Here is a 20809-nt window from a genome sequence, read left to right as displayed (position 1 = left end):
GACACGTCCACTGGGGAGGACGGCACGTTCTTTGGGGAGGACGTCATCACAATGAAAGACGACGAAGCGTTCGCGCGCGACCGCGACGAGTTCGAGAGGGTGCTGGGGGAGGAGCCGCGACGTCGACGTCGGTCGATCGTCGTAGCCGCGACGATCGCAGGCGTGGCGGTGATCGGCATCGCAGTCGCCATCGCGGTCGGAGGGCTCGGGAGCAGCCACGTCTCGGCACCGGGCGGAGCGAAGGAGTCCACGGCGTCGACACCGGCGGACGATCCGGACCCGGCGGAGACGCCGAGCGGTTCCGCGGTTCCTCCGGCATCGAACGTGACGCCGACACCGGATCCCGAGGTCGACGAGGGCTCGACGGAGTCGGAACCGGATGCCCGCGAGACGCTGCCACCCGCAGAACTGACGGAGCCCGTGGCGGTGGACGGTGGCCCGCTCGTGTCGGTCAGTTCCATCCAGAGCGTGACCGGTGAAGCCGTTCTGCCCGGTGAGGTGAGCGGCCCCGCCGTGCGGATCGCGGTCGATGTCAAGAACACGACGGAGAAGCCGATCGAACTCACCGCGGCCATCGTGACTCTCTACACCGGCAACGACGATCTGCAGGCCAGCCCGGTGTCGAAGCCGGCAGGGAAGGCATTCCCGGCAGAGGTCGCGCCGGGAGAAGTCGCCCGGGGCGCCTTCGTTTTCGAGCTGCCGAAGAACCAGCGCGACGGTGTACGAGTCGAAGTCGATCTCTCGCTTTCCGAACCCCTGATCGCCTTCGAAGGCGACATCGGGTGAACGCGTAGGGGTCGAATCTGAAAAACAGTTCGCGCGCGGCACCGCTTATGGCGTATGTTGTGCGAGAAATCCTTTGGGGGGATTTCTGGGGACCCGGCGGCACGACGCATTCTGCGTGTGTGCTGGCGCGTATATAGGGGATGCAAATCGTGGGGACGATTTCTGCGGGCCGTGCGGCTCTGTCGATGATGATTGCGACTGTCGTCGCGGCTGGGCTCACGCTGGGGGTGGTGCCGGCAGCGGCTGTCGCTGCTGATCCACCCGTGGCGGCTGCGTCCGATGCCCTGCCTGAGACGGTGTCGGCGGACTCGTTGCCGACGGTCCAGATCGACGGAGGCGTGGTGTGGTCCCAGGTCATCGTGGGGAACACGGTCTACGCGGCCGGACAGTTCTCGAATGCGCGACCGGCGGGAGCTGCACCCGGGACCAGCCTCACTGCGCGTGGCAACATCCTCGCGTACAACCTGACGACGGGCGCGTTGATCACCTCCTTCGCGCCGACGTTCAACAACCGGATCAATGATCTCGCCGCCTCGCCGGACGGGACGAAGCTGTACGTCACCGGCTCGTTCACGCAGGTCAACGGTCAGACCCGACAGCGCTTCGCCGTGCTCGACATCCCGAGCGGCAACCTCGTGTCGGGAACAGTCGGCCTCAACAACATCGGCAAGGCGGTCTACGCCACCTCGAACGGTGTCTTCGTCGGTGGCTACTTCACCTCGGTGTCGAGCCAGCCGCGACAGCGAATCGTGAAGCTGAACGCTGCGGCGACGGCTGTCCAGCCCTTCGCGGTTCCGGTCGACAACGGTCAGGTGCAGAGCATCGTCGTGAACGGCGCCGGTGACCGCGTCGCTCTCTCGGGCAACTTCACCTCGGTCGGCGGTGGAGACACCCCCGGGTTCGGTCTGTATCTGGCCGATGCCACCTCCGGTGCCGGGTTGCCTCTCCCCGCGAACACCCAGGTGCGCAACGCCGGCGACGCCGCCGGATTCATGAGTTTGGCAACCGACGGGACGAAGTTCTACGGGTCCGGCTGGCACTACGGCGGCACGGGCAATGTCGAGGGCACGTTCGCCGTGAACTGGACGGATGGTTCGATCGCCTGGATCGAGGACTGCCACGGGGACACCTACGACATCGCCATCGTGGGCAAGATCGCCTACTCCGCCAGCCACAAGCACTACTGCGGCAACAGCGGCGGATTCCCGCAGACCGACCCGTGGTCCTTCTACCACTCCACCGCATGGACCACCGATGCTCGCGGAACCAACACCGGCGACATCTACGGGTACCCGGACCACCCGGGTACGCCGCGTCCCGAGCTGCTCAACTGGTTCCCGCAGACCACGCCCGGCACATTCACCGGCACGAGCCAGGCGGTGTGGACGGTCACCGGCAACTCCGATTACGTCATCTACGGCGGCGAGTTCCCGAGCGTCAACGGCACCCGCCAGCAGGGCCTCGTTCGATACGCCGTCCGCTCGATCGCGCCGAACAAGCAAGGGCCCCGCTTGTCCGCTGACGCGTGGAACTTCTCGGCGAAGTCCTTCGCCGCGGGTGAAGTCCGCGTCAAGTACCCCACCAACTGGGACCGGGACGACACCACGCTGACCTATCGCGTCTACCGCGATTCCGAGTCTTCGGCGCCCATCTCCGAGAAGACCGTCTCGACGGTGTTCTGGAAGCCTCAGTCGCAGACGTTCACCGACTCCGGGCTCACGGCGGGAAGCTCCCACCGGTATCGGGTCGTCGCCTCCGACCCCTACGGCAACGTCGCGAAGTCGAGCTGGATCACCGTGACGGTGTCGGACGCGGTCCTCAGCGACTACGCGGACGACGTCCTGAAGGATGACGCCGCGCACTACTGGCGGCTCTCCGACCCCGACAACGCGACCGCCAGCGACTGGGCTGGCACGTCGGACCTCACGGTCAACGGCGCTGTGGAGTCTTCCGCAGGAGCGATCTCGTCGGACGCTGACACGGCGAAGACGTTCTCGAACGGTGCGTTCGCATCGATGACCGACTCCATCGAGGGGCCCACCACGTTTGCGGTGGAAGCCTGGGTCAAGACGACCTCGACCTCCGGCGGAAAGATCATCGGCTTCGGCAACAGTGCGACGGCGAACTCGGGAAGCTACGACCGTCACGTGTACATGGACAACGATGGACGGGTCTGGTTCGGCGTCTACCCCGGTGGCGTGAGGACCGTGAACTCCAACGCGGGATACAACGACGGCCAGTGGCATCACATCGTCGCGAGCATGGGCTCGGACGGGATGAAGCTCTACCTCGACGGCAAACGTGTCGCGCAACGCAGCGACACCACCACCGCGCAGGCGTACAACGGGCACTGGCGAGTCGGTGGGGACAACATCGGCGGGTGGCCGAACCAGCCGTCGTCGTCACACCTGAGCGGCACCATCGACGATGTCGCCGTGTACGGAACGCCGCTCACGCTCGCTGAGGTGCAGTCGCACTACCGCGCGTCCGGCCGCACGCTCGACGTGCCTGCTGCGCCGACCGACGCCTACGGTGCGATCGTCTACGAGGCCCAACCGGACATCTACTGGCGCTACAGCGAAACTTCGGGGACGAACGTCGCGGACAGCAGCACCTCGGGGTACGCCGGGGCGATCGCCGGCACGGTGACCCGCAACGCGCCGGGCGCGATCTCGGGGACGACGGACCCGGGCATCACCCTGTCCGGTGCATCGAACGTGTACTCCGTGGCTCAGTTCGGGACTCCCAGCGCCTACACGCTCGAGACCTGGTTCAAGACGACATCGACGCAGGGCGGCAAGATCATCGGCTTCGGCAACGCGCAGTCTGGCACGTCGTCCAGCTATGACCGGCATGTGTACATGCAGGACAACGGTCAACTCGTCTTCGGCACGTGGACCGGGCAGACGAACACGATCACGTCACCCAACGCCTACAACAACGGACAATGGCATCACCTTGTCGCGTCTCAGGGATCCGGCGGCATGGCCATGTACGTCGACGGAGTCCCCGTGGGGACCCATCCGCAGACGTCGGCGCAGGATTACGGCGGATACTGGCGCGTCGGCGGCGACACCACGTGGGGTTCATCGTCCGCGTTCCTCTCCGGGAATTACGACGAGACCGCGATCTACAGCCGTGTACTCAGCGCCGCCGAGGCAGCTCAGCACTTCACCGCGGGCACGACGGGTGAGGCGCCGAACATCGCGCCCACGGCTCAGTTCACCTACTCCCTCGATCACCTCAACGCGTCCTTCCAGGGCTCGGCGTCGTCGGACCCCGACGGCACGATCGCGGCGTATGCGTGGCAGTTCGGCGACGGCGAGACATCGACGGCGATCAGCCCGACGCACCGCTACGCCTCCGGCGGCGAGTACACGGTCAAGCTGACCGTGACCGACGACGACGGCGCCTCGCACACGTCGCAGGTGCCGATCACAGTCGTGGCCAACGCGGCGCCGACGGCTCAAGCCGCGTGGAGCGCGGTCGGTCTCGACGCGACCTTCTCGTCGTCCGGCTCGACCGACGCCGACGGCTCCATCGCCGCCTTCGAGTGGAACTTCGGCGACGGCAACACGGATGCCTCGCCGTCACCGAGCCACACCTACGCGCAAGCCGGGTCGTACACGGTCACCCTCAAGGTCACCGACGACGACGGTGCGACCGCGACGACATCGCTGGACGTCGTCGTCGCCGCACCGGTGAACTCCCCGCCGACCGCCGCCTTCACCCCCACCGTGACGGGCATGTCCGTGTCCGTCACCGGTGCGGCCTCATCCGATACGGACGGGACGATCTCCTCCTACGCGTGGGCGTTCGGCGATGGAGGCACCGCCAGCGGCGCTACGGCTTCCCACACCTACGAGCGTTCCGGCGAGTACACGGTCACGCTCACCGTGACGGACGATGACGGTGCGACGGACGTGAAGACCGCGACCGTGACGATCGAAGCCCCATCCGCGTCGACCCCGCTGTTCTCGGATGACTTCTCGCGAACCGCTGCAACAGGGTGGGGAACCGCAGACGTCGGTGGCGCGTGGTCGCTTCGATCGGTCGCCAGCCGCTACTCGGTCTCGAACGGCAGCGGGAACCTCATTCTTCCGAAGGGTGCGACGGTGTACGCCGATGCGGCCTCGGTGACTGCGGATCGCGTGCGAGTGGACGCGACGTTCTCCGTCGACAAGCTCGCCGAGGGCACCTACGTCGCTGTCACCGGACGCCAGGTCGGTGCGGACTTCTACGTGCTCCGTGTCAGGGTCAGTGCCGACGGCACCGCTCGTCTGTTCATCCTGCGCAACAACTCGGTCGCGATCGGATCGTCGCTCGTGCTGCCGTTCGCGATTCAGCCCGGGCAGAAGTACCACGCCATGTTCGAGGTGGCGGGCACGTCACCCACGTCGCTGAAGGCGAAGGTCTGGGCCGCGACCGGCTCCGAGCCGGCTTGGCAGCGCGAGGCCACCGACGCGACGGCTGCGCTGCAGGCGCCGGGCCGGATCGGGGTCTTCGGGTTCCTCCCGTCCGCCGTGACGAACGACCCCGTGACGGTGTCCTTCGATCGCATCGTCGCGATGAACCCGGATGCTGTGGTTCCCCCGGCGGGCAACTCCGCACCCACTGCGGCATTCACCCACACGAAGACGGGCTTGAAGGTCGACGTGAACGGTAGCGGTTCGACGGATGCCGACGGCAGTATCGCGTCGTATGCCTGGCAGTTCGGTGACCCCGCCGGGAGCACGGCCGTCGGAGCCACGGCTTCGCACACGTACACAGCGGCGGGGACCTACACCGTCCGGCTCACTGTCACGGACGACGACGGAGCGACCGCGACGGTGACCCACGATGTGACGGTGGATGCCCCGGCGGCCAACGTCGCGCCGACGGCCGCGTTCACGCGCACGGCTGCGGGACTGACGGTCGCTGTAGACGGCAGGACCTCGTCGGACTCCGACGGAACCATCGCCTCGTACGCCTGGACATTCGGTGACCCGGGTGCTGGCACGGCGACCGGATCGACGGCCTCCTACACATATGCAACGGGGGGTACGTATTCGATCACCCTCACGGTCACCGATGATGACGGGGCGACGGACGCCGAGACTCAGGAGGTCACGGTCGCTTCCCCGCCCGCGGGGGTGCTCTTCGCAGACACCTTCACCCGCACGACGACCGGTGGGTGGGGGACGTCCGACAGCGGCGCGGCGTGGACGACGCGAGGCGCGGCCACCCGTTTCGCGACGGCGGGAGGTGTGGGGACCCTGACGGTGGGCGCGGGCACCTCGTTGTTCGCGGACACCCCCGTCATCGACAGCACCTCTACCAGAATCAGCGGCACGTTCACCGTCGACAAGGTCAACGAAGGCATGTATGTCGGCGTGATCGCCCGTCGGGTCGGGTCGACGCAATGGCTCATTCGTGCACGGATCGCGGCGGATGGAACCGTCAAGCTCAATGTCCTTCGCGGTGACAGCACGTCGGTCGGCGCTGCGGTCACCGTGACCGGACTGACGATCGCTGCTGGGCAGACGTACCGTTTCGAGGTCGACACGAAGACGACCACAACGACATCGATCTCGGCGAGGATCTGGAACGCGTCCGACACCGCTCCGACCACATGGCAGATCGAGCGGAGCGATGCGACCGCTGCACTCCAGGGTGCGGGTTCGGCGGGCGTGTATGGATACCTCCCGAGCGCCACGGCGAACGTCCCGGTCGCGCTGTCGTTCGACGACCTCCAGATCGTGGCGGCTCCGTGATCGTCGGATGCGTACGGGGAGGATGAGACCGGTCGCTGCCGAGAGAAGTGTCGTGCAGCTGTACGAGGTGGTGAGAAGCGCTCATCTGGAGCGGGCTGCGGACATGAGTCCGCGGCCCGTCATCCTCTACCGTCGCACTCGCTACGACTTCGATCCGGTGCTGGCGGAGGCGACGAATCCGCAGCGAAAGAGCTTCTGGGGGGCCGTCGCCTTCGCACTTTCGACCGACATCGACGTGATCGAGGTGAACGAGCCGCTCTCGGGTGACTCATCCCTCCCGAGCGTCGCCTTCGTGGCCGCGGCGCGACTGCGGGCCGCAGCCCGGCGCCGGGAACGGCCCTCCGTGGCCACCTACGCGATTGAGAACCTCCACCCGGCCGTGACCGTGCGCCACCTCCCCGTCAAGGCGAGGTGGCGGTATCGGCTCCGCCACCTCGTCACACCCCTGCTCTGGCGGTGGATCGATCGGATCGCGTATGGCACCTCGGCTGCCGAGGCGCTCTACACGAGCGTGTTCGGCGCCGCGGCCCGACAACCGGTCCGCGCGCTGATCCCGGCTTTGCCGACCCCGGCGCGCGCCGCAGAAGGGGTGCGCGATCCGGTCATCCTCTTCCTCGGCGACCTCTCCGAGCGCAAGGGCTTCCCTGATGTGATGTCCGCCTGGCCCGATGTCAGGGCTGCGGTCCCCGACGCGCGGCTCGTCATCGTCGGCCGGGGAGCAGGGGCCGACGACGCCCTCACCCTCGCCGAGACCGACGAGCGGGTGACGGTCCTGATCGACCCACCTCGCGCCGACATCGCGCACGTCTTGGGCGAGGCGAAAGTCCTGGCGCTCCCGTCACGACGCCGCCCCCTGTGGCGTGAGCAGGTGGGCCTCCCCATCGTCGAAGGTTTGGCGAACGGATGCCTCATCGTGACGACAGGGGAGACGGGGATCGCGGAGTGGCTGTCCGCCCACGGGCACTGGGTCCTCTCCGAGCCGAGTGTGGGCGAGGACCTGTCGGCGGCGCTCGTCGCCGCAGTCACGAGCATCCGCTCTGTCGTCGAGGTTCACGCAGCCCTGCCTTCCGTGGACGGTAGACGCGCGGCGCAAGAGTGGATGCACGGGGCGCGAGCGACTACCTCCGAGTGATGACCTCGGCGACGCGCGCCGCAAGATGCGCAGTCGTGAAGCCACCCGTGACGTGGGCACTCGCTGCCTCGCCCGCAGCGGCGCCTGCGACAGGGTCCTCCAGCAACCTGAGTGCCTCGCTGGCCAAGGCGTCTGCGTCACCGACCTGGACCATTCGAGCGGCCGTGGTGCCGCCGAAGTAGTCGTCCATGCCGGGGGTGCGGGTGATCACGAGGGGCCGACCAGTGGCCATCGCCTCGAGTCCGACGGTCATACCCGATACGTGCAGGTTGGGCCGCGTCGCGATCACGACGACAGAGGCCCGAGCGTAGAGATCTCGCAATTCCGTGTGCGTGAGGTACGGGACGACGTTCACGCCCGCGGGCGGGTCGATGCTCGTCTTGCTCTGCACCACTATCTCGACGTCGGGTCGGACCTTCCGCAGCGTCGCCATCGCGCGGAGCAGGGTCTCGGGATCGCGATCTCGGTCACCACCGACACTCACGACGAGCGGGCGTATCGGGTAGGGGGCGTGCCGAAAGAAATCCTGGTCGACACCGAAGCGAACGTAATGCACCGGAGGAGCGCCCTCGCCGAGGAAGGCGGCGAGGGGTGCGACCTGCGCGTCGGAGAGTACCCAGAGCCCATCCATTCGCCGGAGTGCGCGGCGCAGGCTCGCGAATCGCCCTCCGCCCTGCCGTGCGACACCGTCCGTCAACCAGACCACGCCGGAGTATCGCGCGCTCAGGCGGGTGGTGGTCGCCAGGAGCGCACCAGCGTTCTCATCCCATGTCACACCCACGGGGTTCGATGCCCGCCGGCCCGGCGGCAGCACGGCGATGACGCGTCGCGCCACCCGCGTGATCGGTGTCGCAGCCGGCAGGTTCTTCGAGGTGACACCGGCGATGTGCGACTCGAGCCGATCGAGTCCATATGGCCATCGGTCGGGCGCTGATCCCGCCGCGTGACGTGCGGCCCACGTCTCCAGGTCTCGCTCTGCCGGATAGAAGACGACAGCGTCCGCACCGCTCCCCAAAGCCACGCTCACATCGTATGGCTCACGTACGGCGCACGGGTACGAACCTCGATCACCGGCCTAGGGCGGGTGAGAACGCGCCCGGCCGCTTCGTTCCCGCTGCGACGCCGATGGAGGCTGCGACGTCCGACGGCAACCCGGACAGCGAGGCGCGCGGTGAAGCGAGCACATCGCTGCGGACGGTCAACGAGGACGAGAGGATCGGCGTGCCTGTCCACAGTGCCGAATTCCCATCGTTGCCCGTGAACGCCGTCAGCTCGGAAAGGGTCTTCACGCTTTTCGTGCCGTTGGCGCCGTTCGCCCAGCACGCGAGGTTGGCGGGGGTCGAGGAGTCTCGCCGGAAGTAGACGTTGCTGTCCATCGCCACTCCCACTCCAGCGCCGACGAGTCGGCGTTCGGAATCCTGGGCGAGGATGGGGCAGGTGCTCGAGTCGGTGCCGTAGGAGATGACGTTGTTGCGGACGGTCACGTCGTCGAGGAGCCACGGGATGATCGACTTCAGACCCGACACCGGCTGGCGCCGCTCGTCCTGAGCGAAGCTGAGCGCGCGGGTGGCGGCGTCGATGGTGTTGTTCCAGATGTCGACCTCGCCGCTGTTCATGATCTTGGCGCCGAGGACATTTCTCGAGAGATGGTTGTCGGCGATGATCGCGTTCTCGCTCAGCTCGATCTGAACGCCGGTGGTCGTGTTGTCGGAGACCGTGTTGCCTGTCACACGGATGTCGCGTGAGTTGACGTCGAACCAGACACCCGAGCCGATGTTGTCGGAGACGATGTTGCCATCCACCCGGACCCCGTCCGCTTCTGTGATCTTCACGCCACCCGCGGCAGGCGCCGGCTTGAAGCGCTGCGCGTTGTTGCGCGCGATGACCGAATCCGTCAGGGAGACATCCGCTGCCTTGTTGACGCCGAGTCCCATCAGTCCGTTGCCCGTCACTGTCAGACGACGGAAGTTCTTGACGTCGTTCCATGCGTAGACACCGATGGTCGCGTTGTCGCGCACCACCATGTTCTCGAGCGAGATGTCATCGACCTCTGCGGTCACCGCGCCCATCATGGAGACCGTCGTCGCATAGCGCTCGACACCGAATCCCCGAAGCGTCGTGTGCTTGCCCTGCACCTTGAACGCCCGGGCCAGGGTGCTGGCCTCCACGCGCCTGCCGTTCGGGTCGGAGCCGATCACCAGGCGTCGGCCGCCTTCGTCGACGAAGAAGGTGCCTGCGGTGACCGCGCTCGCCGAGCCGACCTGTCTCAGAGCCTGATCGTCGATCCACACCTGATCGGGGTACCCGGCGAGCGGATTGGTGTCGTCGACGAACCGCGAGGTGTCGTCCCGGCCCGCTGTGAACGACACGGAGTGATCGAATCGGTGCGTCCACCCCGTCTTCACCCACGTGTTGCCCGACCTCGCCCAGCCGGTCACCGGCGAACTGCCGTCGAACCAGACCGCCTCCCCCGGGTAGGCCTGGATCGTGAGCGCCTTGTTGAATCCGACGTAGACGTACTCCCGGTAGGTGCCGCCGCGGAGCACGATGGTCGAACCCGAAGGTGCCCTCGAGACGGCGTACGCGGCACTCCCGTACGGATCGTTCGCCGTTCCCGAGCCTGTCTGGGTGCCTCTCGGCGCGACGAAGATCGCGCGGGCAGGGACGGGGTAGCTGGTGCTGCCGACCGGCGCGCTCCCCACCGAACCGTTCGCCACAGGGGGCGTGGGGGGCGGAGTCGGGGTGGGCGTGGGGGACGCGGCATCCGAGATGTCGACGTCATCGATGCGCACGGTGTTCGAGCGGGAGCTCGACGACAGATAGGTCGAGATGGCGGGGTAGCCCACCCGTGCGATGCGCTGCGCGCTGGCGTCGTCGAAGGACGCCTGCCACTCCGGCTTGGCCGCGCCATCCGTCCAGATCCTCGCGCGGATCTTCACGGGAGACGTCCCCGTCAGCGAGAACTCGGCGCGAACGTGCGCGCCGGCGGGGAGCTCCTTGATCGGTTTGAGAGAGCGGAGCACGACTTCCCGGCCACTCGAACCGTCGAAGCGGCTGATCCAGAGGTTCACCCCGCTTCTGCCGAAGCCCACGCGCGCCTGGTACGAATACTTGCCGTCGGAGCGGAGTGCCAGCGAGATCGTCGATCCATTGCCCGTGGTGGTCGCCTTCTCGGGCCAGACGGTCGCACTGAGGATCGAGTCCGTGGCTGCGAGAGAACGGATCGACTGAACCGTCGCCGTTCCGGGCGCTTGCAGGACCGCGGCGGCCCCGTCGCGCACGCTCGTGACACGCGAAGAGGAGGTCGTCCACGCGGCCCCGGAAGTCGAGGTCCCCCAGCCGGTCGCGACAGTGCGGTTGAAGGAGTCGGTGACGCGCGTGGCTGCCGCTGCGCCCGTCGCGGTGAAGACGGAGCCGGCTGCGACGAGGCTGAGCGCGACGGCAGCAGCGGTCATCCGCAATCGGGAACGAGTGAGGGCTGGGGGGAGTGACATCTCGGCGTTCGCCTTCGGGTAGGGGGGCGCGGACGGAGACTCATCAGAACATGGGGCGTGCCCGAGGCCGTTCGCCATGAGACACTTTTCATCTGCGCAGGGATGCGTGGGGTACGCGGTTGGGGCTGCGTCGGTGATGGGGGTCATCGTGTTCGAATCAGTGTGGCGGCGCGAGTCGACGCTTCCGCAGGGTCGTGTCGACTGGGTCGACGCCGGCAAGGGGCTGGCGATCGCCCTCGTCGTCCTTTTCCACTCCGCACGATGGCTCGCCGGTGTGGCGGGTGATGTGTCGGGATGGATCTGGCTCAACGATGTCCTCGCCACGATGCGGATGCCGCTGTTCTTCACGCTGGCCGGTCTCTTCGCCGCCAAGTGGGCCTCGGTGCCGCTCGCTCAGTTGTGGAACTCGAAGCTCCGGCTGTTCGTCTGGGTCTTCCTGCTCTGGGAGCTGCTGGGGCTCGGACCGTACCTCCTCGGACAAACAGTTCACGGAGTCGAGATCAACCTGCGTCGAGAGGTCTTCGACACCGTGATCTCGCCCCTCATCCCGCGATTCGAACTCTGGTTCATCTGGGCATTGGCTCTGTTCTTCCTCCTCAACAGGGCGCTGCGCCGGGTCCCTGCGGCCCTCACGATCCCGGTCGCGGCAGCGGCGTCCATCGTCGCGTTCACCGACGTCCTGCCCTTTCCGTCGCCCAGCTGGACCGGCGCCTGCAAGTACTACGTGTTCTTCCTGATGGGCATGGTGGGAAGGCGGGCCCTGTTCTCCTACGCCGCGCGAAGCGGTTGGCTTCTTCGCGGCCTGGTCTTCACCGGCTGGGCGGCGGCTGCATGGGCTGTGACCGTCTTCGACCTCGGGCGCATCCCGGGGGTGTATCCGGCGCTCGCCTGTCTGGGGGTGCTCGCGGGCATCGCCATCAGCCAGGTGTTGCAGCGTTCCGCGCTTGTCGTGCGGCTCGGATCGCGTACCTTGCCGGTCTACCTCGCGCACACGCCGATCGTCATCCTCCTGACTGCAGGCGTCGCGCTCGGGGAGAACAGTGAGATCGTGCGGGCTGCCGCACTGTTCTTGCCGCCGGTCACCGCATGCGTGGCGATTGCGCTGTCTCTCGGCCTCCACCGACTATCGACTCGCCCGCCCCTCAGGTTCCTCTTTGATCCCCCGCGAGGTCTCCTGGTGGCGCATCCTGCCGACCCGACGAGCGCTGCGCGATGACGGCTGCTACGGGCACGGCCAGCACGACCAACGCCAAGGGAAGGGTTTTCATCGCCGAGACAGCCGGGCTGAACGCGAGATCCCAGAGGAGCCGCGTGGCGAGGTAGATCGCCAGCGCTGTGCACGCACCCTCGCGGAGGGCGCGCTCCAGGCCGAGCCCTGCGATGGCCGCGATCACTGCGCACGCCATGAGTCCGGGTAGTCCGAACCACAGCCAGAAGTCGCCGAGCATCGAATGGACTTCGATTCCCCCGCCGAACATGAATCTGTCGACGTAATTGTTGTGCGGGTCGTACCCGATGGCAGCCATCGAGGACTTTGCCGCTGTGATGTCGGCGCGCGAGGCGACGATTCCTGATCCCAAGCCGAGCGGGTGGAGCCGAATGAGGGCCTCGGATGCCGCGATCTCGGGGCGGCCGCCCAGGAGAAGCGATCCCGACTCATCGATCTGTGCCTGTGTGCGATCCTTCGTCGCTTCTCCGAAGAACCCCTCGAGGATGGCGGCCTGCGCGAGGAAGAAGACGGCCACTCCGAAGAGGATGACGCCCACGATGTTGCCGGCACGCCGTCGTGTGGTCCCCGTCGCCCGGCCGATTCGCTGCCAGATCAAGACGACTGCGGCCAGCATGAGCATGGCCGTGTTGGATCGCGCGTCGTTCACCGCACCGATCGCTGCGAGCAGGATGACCACGACGAGTTGAGGCACGAATCGATCTCGGCGGGCAGCCAAGGCCAGGAGCAGGATCGTCAGGGGGATCGAGAAGGTGAACCTCCAGCTGACGTTGCCGCCGAGGTCGCCCGCGATTCCGAGGGCCATCCCGGCCCCGTACGTGATGGCCACGGTCGACAGTCCCACGATCGTCCGCGCCCACAGGAGAGCTCCGACCGCCCCGAGCAGGCCGAGCGCGACGGCGCTGCGTTCGATGACCGCCGAAGGGAGGGAGACGCGTTCTGCCGCCATCCACCAGGTGAGAAGCATTCCTGCCGCGGCGGCTACGACCAGAAGGGCCGCCAGGGCGACGAAGAGACGAGCGCGGCGCAGTAGGGGGAGCCACAGCGGTATCAGAAGGAGTCCGAGGGCGCCGCCGACCGGAACGTTGAAAGGAAGAGTGAGTCTCAGCCCGATGACGACGCACACGAGCATCGCCACGACGGATTCAGCCGTCCACTTCTTCTGGAGGAAGGTGGTGCTGCTCGGAAGGACCGCGCGGGTGTTCACGCCCGCGCCTTCGTTCTCCCGCCTAGACGCTCGCTCTTGCGCCATCGTGATGGTTGCGACGTCGCGTAGGCATTGTCGTGGTACGGGCTCGAATCGACACGCTTGACGGCGTTGAGAACGATGCCGAGGATCCGCGTGCGCGTGGATTCGAGCTCGTCCAGGGTGCGTCGGAGCGCCTGGCGCTTCGTGAAGCGGTGTCTGGCGACCACGAGGATGCCGTCGACGACGGGTGCGAGCCAGAGCGGGTCGCTCACGGCGAGGACGGGCGGGCTGTCGATCACGACCACGTCGAAGCGTGCACGTGCATCCTTGACCAGCTCTCGCAGGTGGTCGGACGTCAGAAGTTGGCCAGGATTCGGCGGGATGGTTCCGCTCGCGAGAACGCTGAGATTGCTCGTTCCCCAGTGCTGGATAGCGTCGCCGAAGCCGATGTCGCCCACCAGGATGGTCGTCACGCCGACGCCGCCCTCGAGCCCGGTCATCCTCGCGATCGAACCACGTCGGAGGTCGGCGTCGATGAGCAGAACGCGTTGGCCCTGTTCAGCAAGGATCAGAGCCGTCGAGAGGGCCACGGAGGACTTGCCCTCGTTGGAGGTCGCGGAGGTGACGAGGATGACGCTCGTGTCGCCGTCGACGTTGGCGAAGCGGAGTCCGGCGGCGACGCCGCGGATGGACTCGGCAGCCAGCCCTGTCTCTGCTCTGCGAACGGCATCGGGCAGCGTCGAGCCGCGTGCGACGCCGGTGACCTCGCCGAGCACCGGCGTCTCCGTTACCCCGGCGATGTCCTCGCGGGATTGAAGGCGGGTTGCGAGGAGCCGGCGGAGCCAGGCGTACACCATGCCGGCGACCAGGCCCGCGAGGGCGCCCACGATGATGAGCAGTCTCGTGTTGGGCGCGATGGGAACGCGTGACTCCGCGGCCGGGCTGATCGTCTCGATCCGGACGGCCGGGCCGGATGTGTTCGTCTGCGGGGACAGCCCCTCGACGGCGTCAGCGAGCTCGGTGGCGATCGCGTTCGCGATCCTCGCAGTCCCCGAGGGCGACCCTCCGGTCACCGTGATGTTCAGGACGGCGGAGTCGAGGGGTGTTTCGACGGTGACCTGTCCGGCGAGGGCGCGTGGTGATATCGAGAGCCCGAGTCGATCGATCACCGGTTCGAGCACGACCGGAGACGTCGCCACCAGCGCGTAGGTGTTGACGAGGCTCTGAACGTAGCTCGACCCTTGAACGAGCTCGGCTGTGCTGTCGCCGCGCGCCGGAAGGACCAGGACGGATGACTGTGCGCGGTACACGTCGGTCTGCGTCTGCGCATAGCCGTATCCGATCGCGGCGCCCAGGAAAGCGAGTACGAGGATGGCCAGCCACTGCTTGCGCAGGGCGAGGAAGTAGTCGTTGAGGCTCACCGTGCAGTCCTCGAAGCACCCGAGCGCACGTTCCCCGCGCGGACGACGTCATCCACCATGGCAGATCCCCCCAAGCATCCCGTCCGCCCCAACGGCCCCAGCGGACGCTTTTCTTTTCCGCATTCTACGGGGTCGCCCCCTCGTGCGATGTCGGAAGTGTGTGAATCGTGACGACGAGCGGTATCGTCTGACCTGGGGAATACGCAGACTTGGGGAGTCGCATGCGCACGAGTGGGTTTGGGGTCAGGCGTCTGGGGCGTCGGTTGTCCGAGGCCGTGGACGAGGTGTTCGCACGAGGCGTCGGCGCGGTGCGAAAAGGGCCACCCCGCAGCGTCGGTGTGGTGGGCATCTATCGGAACGCGGAGCCCATCCGCGCGGCCGTCACGGAGCTGAGGGCATCGCGCCACGAGGTGAAGATCCGCCTCGGGGCCATGGGGGACGTTCCGGCGGGGATGCAGGCCGATACCGGCGCCGACCACCTCGTCGCCGGCAAGTTCCAGAATCTCAACGTCTTGGTGCGGGATCTGCCCGAGGTGGATTGGCTCGTGATCATCGACGACGACGTCGTCCTTCCCCACGGGTTCCTGGATCTCGCGATCGAAGTGTGCGAGCGGCTCGACCTCGCCCTCGCGCAGCCGGCGCAGACGCGGTTCAGCAACGCGAACTGGGCGGTTGCGAAGCGTCGTCTGCTGAGTGTCGCTCGAACCACAAGGTTCGTCGAGATCGGTCCGGTCACGCTGGTGCGCGCGGATGCCGCACGGCTGCTGCTGCCGTTCCCGGCGGACCTTCGCTGGGGGTGGGGGCTGGACTTCCAGTGGGCCCGTCTCATGGAGGACGCCGGCCTGGCCATGGGAGTGATCGACGCAGCCGCCGTCGTGCACGCGAGTCGCAAGGTCGCGAGCACGTACTCCTGGGATGCTGCACAGGAGGAGGGGCGGGAGTTCCTTCGCGGCGTCGATCATCTGCCGAACGATGTGGCCAAGGGCCGGGGGCTTCGCACTTACCGCGTTCTGCCGCGCCGTCGATCGGCCGCGACGCTGATGGATGAGGCGGAACGCACCGCTCGTTCGACGTGACGGCGAACGGTCGCGCGGTAGGACTCGGGGGAGTGTCGTCGGAGGGCTTCGGCCCGGCTCCCCTCGACATCCGCTGTCACCGCCACCCACGACTCCGAGAGTGCCCGGAGCTGGGCTGAGATGGCCTCCGGCTCGTCGACGGGCACCATGCGCGCCGTGGCGTACCTGTCGGCGGCCTCGCGCAGACCACTGGTGTCGGCGACGATGACCGGGCGTAGGCCGAGGACGGCCTCAACGGCCGTGTTGCCGAACGGCTCGTCGATCCGCGAAGGCACGACGATGACATCCGACGCTGCGACATAGCTCCACACATCGGGCTGGAAGCCCGCGAAGCGGACCGACATCCTCCTCGGCGCGCGTGACGCTTGCTGCCTCAGCTCCGCTCCGAACCACTCGTATCCGGGGAAGGTGTCGCCCACGAGCGTGACATCGACCGGAAGGCCTTCTCGGGCGAGCAGAGACGCCGCGGAGAGGACCAGATCAGGCCCTTTCCGAGGAGACAAGCGCCCCATGTACAGAACGCGGAGGGCCCCGTCGGTGTCGGCCCGAGGCGGCTCGGGCCGATCCGGGCCGACGACGCCGTTGAGGACGAGCTGCGCGCGGGAGGCGAGCTTCGGCAGCGCTTGTCGTATCGTCTCCTGGCTGAAACGACTGTTCACCAGCACTTCTTGAGCCAGCATGTGGGGCATGTACAGCATCCGGTTCACCAGGACACTCCCCGAGGCCTCGGCTTCGTGGACATGGCTGACGACCGGCACTCGGCGCAACCACGCGACCAGCGGCCACAGCGGGATGGTGATGGTGCTGACGTACACCGCGTCGGGTTTCACGCGGTGGACGAGCCGCCACGCCGAACCGAAACCGCGCAGGGCCTCTCTGACCAACCGCAACCACCCCGACGGTCGCAGGAGCGCCTTGCGGAGCACGAGGCCAGGAGCGATGACGACCTCAGCGCCGAGAGTGCGCAGCTCGTGGATCAGGGGACCGGCCGTAGGCACGACCACGACGACTCGTGCGCCGCCCTCGCGAAGCCCTGCAACGGACTCACGCAGCATCCGGTCGGAGCCGAACAACTCCGCCCCGGGGTGCGCCACGAGGACCGTTTGCAGCGTGGTCACAGCACGCCGGCCATCGTGAGGATCGACGTCATCGCTGTCGTTGCGGCTCGGGCATTGGGGGTCGGGTCATGCGACACGCGTTCGCCGCGTCGGGCGCGCACGGTCTCTGCCAGATCCTCGTCGCTGACGCCTTCGACGCGCGGGGGGACGGGGCACGCCGCGAAAGCCTCGGCGGTCTTCGCCACGCCGGGGGTGAGCACGGGGGTGCCGAACGAGCCCGCGACGATCGCTGCATGCATGCTCGTCGTGAAGACCACTCCCGCCGCGGCGAACACCGAGACGATCTCGTCCGCGTCGAGGCCGATGAGGGCGCCGACACCGGTTCGCTCGGCTGCCGCGGCCAGAGCGCGGTCCTCGCCGGAATAGGCGCCCAGTGAGAGGACAGCGACGGGGAGGCCGGCCAGAGACCGCAGGGCGGCTTCGATCCGGGCCTCAGGCCAGCCGTGGAACGCCGCGGCATGGAAGACGACGAGTGGCTCGTCGATGCCGAGTCGCCGACGGATGACCTGTCGGCCTCGGTCGGCTGAACCTTGGGGATCGGACAGTGCCGGGTGGGCGAAGACCATGTCGGGCGCCAGGACGATGCGCGAAGCGTCGACGCCCGCCGCCTGGAACTGCTGTGCGGCGTGTGACGTCCGCACCCATACGCCGCGCAGTCGAGTCACGACCGCTCGTGCTCGGGCATCGTGCGCCATCCGACGGGCTCCCACGGAGACCAGGACCGTCGGCGCGCCGCGGACCCAGTCGTCCTCCGGGAGCCACACTCCGGGGCCGGCGAGGAAGTGCCTGCGAGCGAACCACGCCGCTCGCAGTCGGAGGAGGCGCCCATGCCGTTCCGCCTCCGGTATGGCCATGTGGTCGAGAGCGACGGTGGTCGTATCGAAGCGCACGAGGTCCCCGCCGCCGACCAGCACAGCAGTGGCATCCGACCGCCGTATCTCGTGCAGTGGGCGGATCGGCTCGCCGGCCAGGGTGGTTCCCGCAAGAGGAGCGAAATGCGTGATCTCGGAGAGGAGCCCGATGCGGCGGAGCAGGTCAGCGGTCACACCCGGGTAGAGCTGATCGCCCCAGTTGGACACGGAGTAGTCGCCGACTTGTGCGAGCCTCACGGGCGAAGTGCGAACGGGCGCCTCTTCTGACAACACGTCACTGATGGCGGACTCCTGTCTCTCGTGTCTCGTCGACGAGCGCGGCGCGACGCGCGCGCTGCCGGACGAGGATCATGTTGGGCGCCAGCTGGCAGATGACGACGGCGACGATGGAGCCGATGAGCGGCCCGGGTGCACCGAGGCTCGGTGTGAGGGAGATCGTCAACCCCAGGTTCACGGGAAGGAGCACGAGCGCGCAGACCGCCTGGAAGGCGAGACCTCTCGGATCGGTGAGCGCCATACCGTACGGCTGCTTGACCGCTTGGACGACGATGAAGATGGCCCCCGCCACGAGGATCGGCCAGCCGAGATGGATGCGCCCACCCGAGGCGAGTTCGGCGAGCCACCCTGAGAGCGCGACGATGAGCGTTCCGCCGATGAGCGCGAGCGCCGCGAACATCCCGGCCATCGCGTGCGGCGAGAAGGGTGTGGCGGTTCCCGTGGCGCGAGCCCGGGCGAAGACCGGCCACAGGGACATTCCCGCCGTGGTGAGAACCCCGAGTGCCGGGCCGAACATCTGCATCGTCAAGCTGTACTCGGTCAGGTCATCGAGCGAGCCGAGATGGCTGAGCACCAGACGGTCCGAGGACATCGCGATAGGAAGGGCGATCATCTGCACGAGCATCGGCCACGCCACGTTGAGCACGCGCTCTCCGCGCACGCGGGGGCTGAAGCTCTGACGGATCGCGATGCCGATCGTGGGCGAGGTCCGGCGAACGGCGACGACGAAGGCGATGACGCTGACCAGGAAGGTGCCTGCGTACGACGCCACGGCGATGTAGCCGCCGCCCGCACCGGCCGAGATCGTCAGCCAGAGCACGAGGAGGACGATCGGCGTCTGCAGGGCTCCCAGCAGGACGACGAGGGTGTTCAGGCCCAACGCGATCAGGATGCGCTGCCCGAAGGAGACGAGCAGATTGAGGGCGAGGATGGCGAGGCAGAGCGTCGCGGCGAGGGCCCCCGAATCCAGGCTCAACCCGTCGCCGAGCAGAGCGTCCCAATACCCGAAGGCGTAGATGCCCACGGCGACCGTCAGAAGTACCAGCGCGCAACACGCCAGAAGGCGGATGCACGAGACGAGGACACCCCGGAAGTTCAGGTCTGTGCGGGGGTTTCCGGCTGCGGATGCGGCATTCAGGATCGCGGCGGACAGTCCCAGGTCTGCGAAGGGCAGAAGTGCCGCGATGCCGACCAGGAGCGTGTACTGGGCGTACGTCGCTTCACCGTAATTGTCGAGGATGAGTCGTGTGACGACGATGCCCAGGAGCGCGCTGAGCGGCATCACCGTCAGGCGAGCGATCGCGCTGCCGCCGACGGACGCGAGCATTCCTCGTCGCGTTCCGAGCCGGCGTGCGACGTCGACGTCGATGTCAGGCGACTCTTCGCTCGCGGCGTCGCTGCGGGCACGGATGGTTTCGGCGGCCGTCATGCGGCACCGCCGACGGTCCGGGGGCGAGCGGTGATGAGAGTTCTCCCTTGGGGAAGGCTCGGTGCGCGGAACAGCCAGGAGACACTCCAGTGGCGATTCGCCAGCGCCAGGGGGACGCCGCCGAGAAGTGCGGTGGCGCAGCAGACTCCGACGATCCACAGTCCGAGCGCATCGGCGGTCTGTCGGGCGATCACGCACGCAATGATCATCAGCGGGAAGTGCGTCAGGTAGAAGACCACGGAATTGCGACCGATCCACGCGATCCCGCGCCGGAGGGGGCTTTTCGATGCCCGACGACCGAGCGTGTGTGCGACGCGGATGCTGAGCGCGATGAGCGCGAGCACGAAGACGATCGACGCGGGTGCGAACTCGAAGAAATGCGCTCCGGTCACCGCGGACAGCGTCACCGATGCCGCGGTGAAGGCCGCAGCGACGAGGCCGACGGCGCCGACGAGCGTGCGAGGTGCATTGAGGACGAACGGGATCAGCGTGCGGGCGTAGTGGCCGGCGAAGAAGAACACCGCGAAGAAGCAGATCTTCTGGGGCGACGGATGCGGGATGAGGATCGCGCCGACGGTGAATGCCGGGAGTGCGATCCACCACGGCGCGCGGACGACCAGCGGGGCCACCAGGTAGTAGGCGAAGAGATAGAGGATGAACCACAGGTACCCCGCGCCGAACCACGACATCGGGTCGCTGATCGCCTCACCGGATCCGGGGAAGAGCGACAAGTAGACAGCGGCCCACAAGGCGTAGGGCCAGAGCAGGTTCCTCACCTTGCCGACGATGTAGACGGACGCGGGCTTGCGGAGCGAGCCCGCCAAAAGCAGCCCTGACAAGAACATCAGAGTCGGCATCCGCCAGGGCAGGAACGCTTCGTTCACAAGGAACAGCCAGGTCGGCATATCGAACCCGAATCGCACCGGGATGGACGATGCGTGCCAGAGGATGAGGAGGAGTATGGCGGTGCCTCGAAGGGTGTCCATCCACTCGACGCGTCCCGTCGTCCGTGACGTCGGCGCCCAGCCTGCCGTA

13 protein-coding genes are annotated in these 20809 nt (G+C 67.4%); 5 read left to right on the top strand and 8 right to left on the bottom strand.

The annotated features are described in order from the left end of the window. The first annotated feature begins 51 nt into the window (after positions 1-51). The 3 genes from BLR68_RS14520 (at position 52) to BLR68_RS14510 (ending at position 7671) form a co-directional block, all read left to right on the top strand. Positions 52-786, top strand: a complete 735-nt coding sequence (locus tag BLR68_RS14520; RefSeq protein WP_018185796.1) for a DUF4352 domain-containing protein — start codon at positions 52-54, stop codon at positions 784-786. Positions 787-971: 185 nt separating this feature from the next. Next, positions 972-6539, top strand: a complete 5568-nt coding sequence (locus BLR68_RS14515) for a LamG domain-containing protein (protein WP_176770691.1) — start codon at positions 972-974, stop codon at positions 6537-6539. A gap of 103 nt (positions 6540-6642) precedes the next feature. After that, positions 6643-7671, top strand: coding sequence for a glycosyltransferase (locus BLR68_RS14510; protein ID WP_176770690.1), 1029 nt, complete (start codon positions 6643-6645; stop codon positions 7669-7671). Here BLR68_RS14510 and BLR68_RS14505 read toward each other — a convergent pair. Next, a complete protein-coding gene (locus tag BLR68_RS14505; RefSeq protein WP_256335406.1) occupies positions 7658-8692 on the bottom strand; it encodes a glycosyltransferase family 4 protein in 1035 nt (344 codons plus the stop codon). The genes BLR68_RS14510 and BLR68_RS14505 overlap by 14 nt on opposite strands. Positions 8693-8738: 46 nt before the next feature. After that, positions 8739-11126, bottom strand: coding sequence for a right-handed parallel beta-helix repeat-containing protein (locus tag BLR68_RS14500; RefSeq protein WP_018185792.1), 2388 nt, complete (start codon positions 11124-11126; stop codon positions 8739-8741). Positions 11127-11313: 187 nt separating this feature from the next. Here BLR68_RS14500 and BLR68_RS14495 point away from each other — a divergent pair, with 187 nt between their 5' ends. Next, complete coding sequence (locus tag BLR68_RS14495; RefSeq protein WP_176770689.1) at positions 11314-12381, top strand: acyltransferase family protein; 1068 nt, start codon at positions 11314-11316, stop codon at positions 12379-12381. On the opposite strand, the gene BLR68_RS14490 is transcribed toward BLR68_RS14495, so the two are convergent. Continuing rightward, entirely contained in the window at positions 12308-13600 is a 1293-nt protein-coding gene (locus tag BLR68_RS14490) for a hypothetical protein (RefSeq protein WP_018185790.1), read from the bottom strand. The two genes, BLR68_RS14495 and BLR68_RS14490, sit on opposite strands and share 74 nt — an antisense overlap. Continuing rightward, a complete protein-coding gene (locus BLR68_RS14485; RefSeq protein ID WP_018185789.1) occupies positions 13597-15003 on the bottom strand; it encodes a tyrosine-protein kinase domain-containing protein in 1407 nt (468 codons plus the stop codon). The genes BLR68_RS14490 and BLR68_RS14485 overlap by 4 nt, the downstream gene beginning before the upstream one ends. Before the next feature lie 341 nt (positions 15004-15344). On the opposite strand from BLR68_RS14485, the gene BLR68_RS14480 reads away from it, so the two are divergent. Beyond that, the gene (locus BLR68_RS14480) at positions 15345-16079 is read left to right on the top strand and encodes a hypothetical protein (RefSeq protein ID WP_143015768.1); all 735 of its coding nucleotides are present in this window, start codon (positions 15345-15347) and stop codon (positions 16077-16079) included. Here BLR68_RS14480 and BLR68_RS14475 read toward each other — a convergent pair. From BLR68_RS14475 to BLR68_RS14460, 4 genes are read right to left on the bottom strand one after another with little or no spacing between them, the layout of a single operon-like run. After that, entirely contained in the window at positions 16004-17197 is a 1194-nt protein-coding gene (locus tag BLR68_RS14475; protein WP_018185787.1) for a glycosyltransferase, read from the bottom strand. The genes BLR68_RS14480 and BLR68_RS14475 overlap by 76 nt on opposite strands. Further along, entirely contained in the window at positions 17194-18306 is a 1113-nt protein-coding gene (locus BLR68_RS14470) for a polysaccharide pyruvyl transferase family protein (protein ID WP_018185786.1), read from the bottom strand. Before BLR68_RS14470 ends, BLR68_RS14475 begins: the two co-directional genes overlap by 4 nt. Before the next feature lie 37 nt (positions 18307-18343). Next, on the bottom strand, positions 18344-19774 hold the full coding sequence (locus BLR68_RS14465; RefSeq protein ID WP_018185785.1) for a lipopolysaccharide biosynthesis protein: 1431 nt from the start codon (positions 19772-19774) through the stop codon (positions 18344-18346). Further along, the gene (locus BLR68_RS14460; protein WP_018185784.1) at positions 19771-20760 is read right to left on the bottom strand and encodes an acyltransferase family protein; all 990 of its coding nucleotides are present in this window, start codon (positions 20758-20760) and stop codon (positions 19771-19773) included. Before BLR68_RS14460 ends, BLR68_RS14465 begins: the two co-directional genes overlap by 4 nt. Positions 20761-20809 lie beyond the last annotated feature (49 nt).

Source organism: Microbacterium sp. 77mftsu3.1 (genome assembly GCF_900100525.1).
Lineage (GTDB): Bacteria > Actinomycetota > Actinomycetes > Actinomycetales > Microbacteriaceae > Microbacterium > Microbacterium aquilitoris.
Note: the sequence above shows the minus strand (reverse complement) of the source record. Positions and strands in the feature narration are given on the sequence as shown.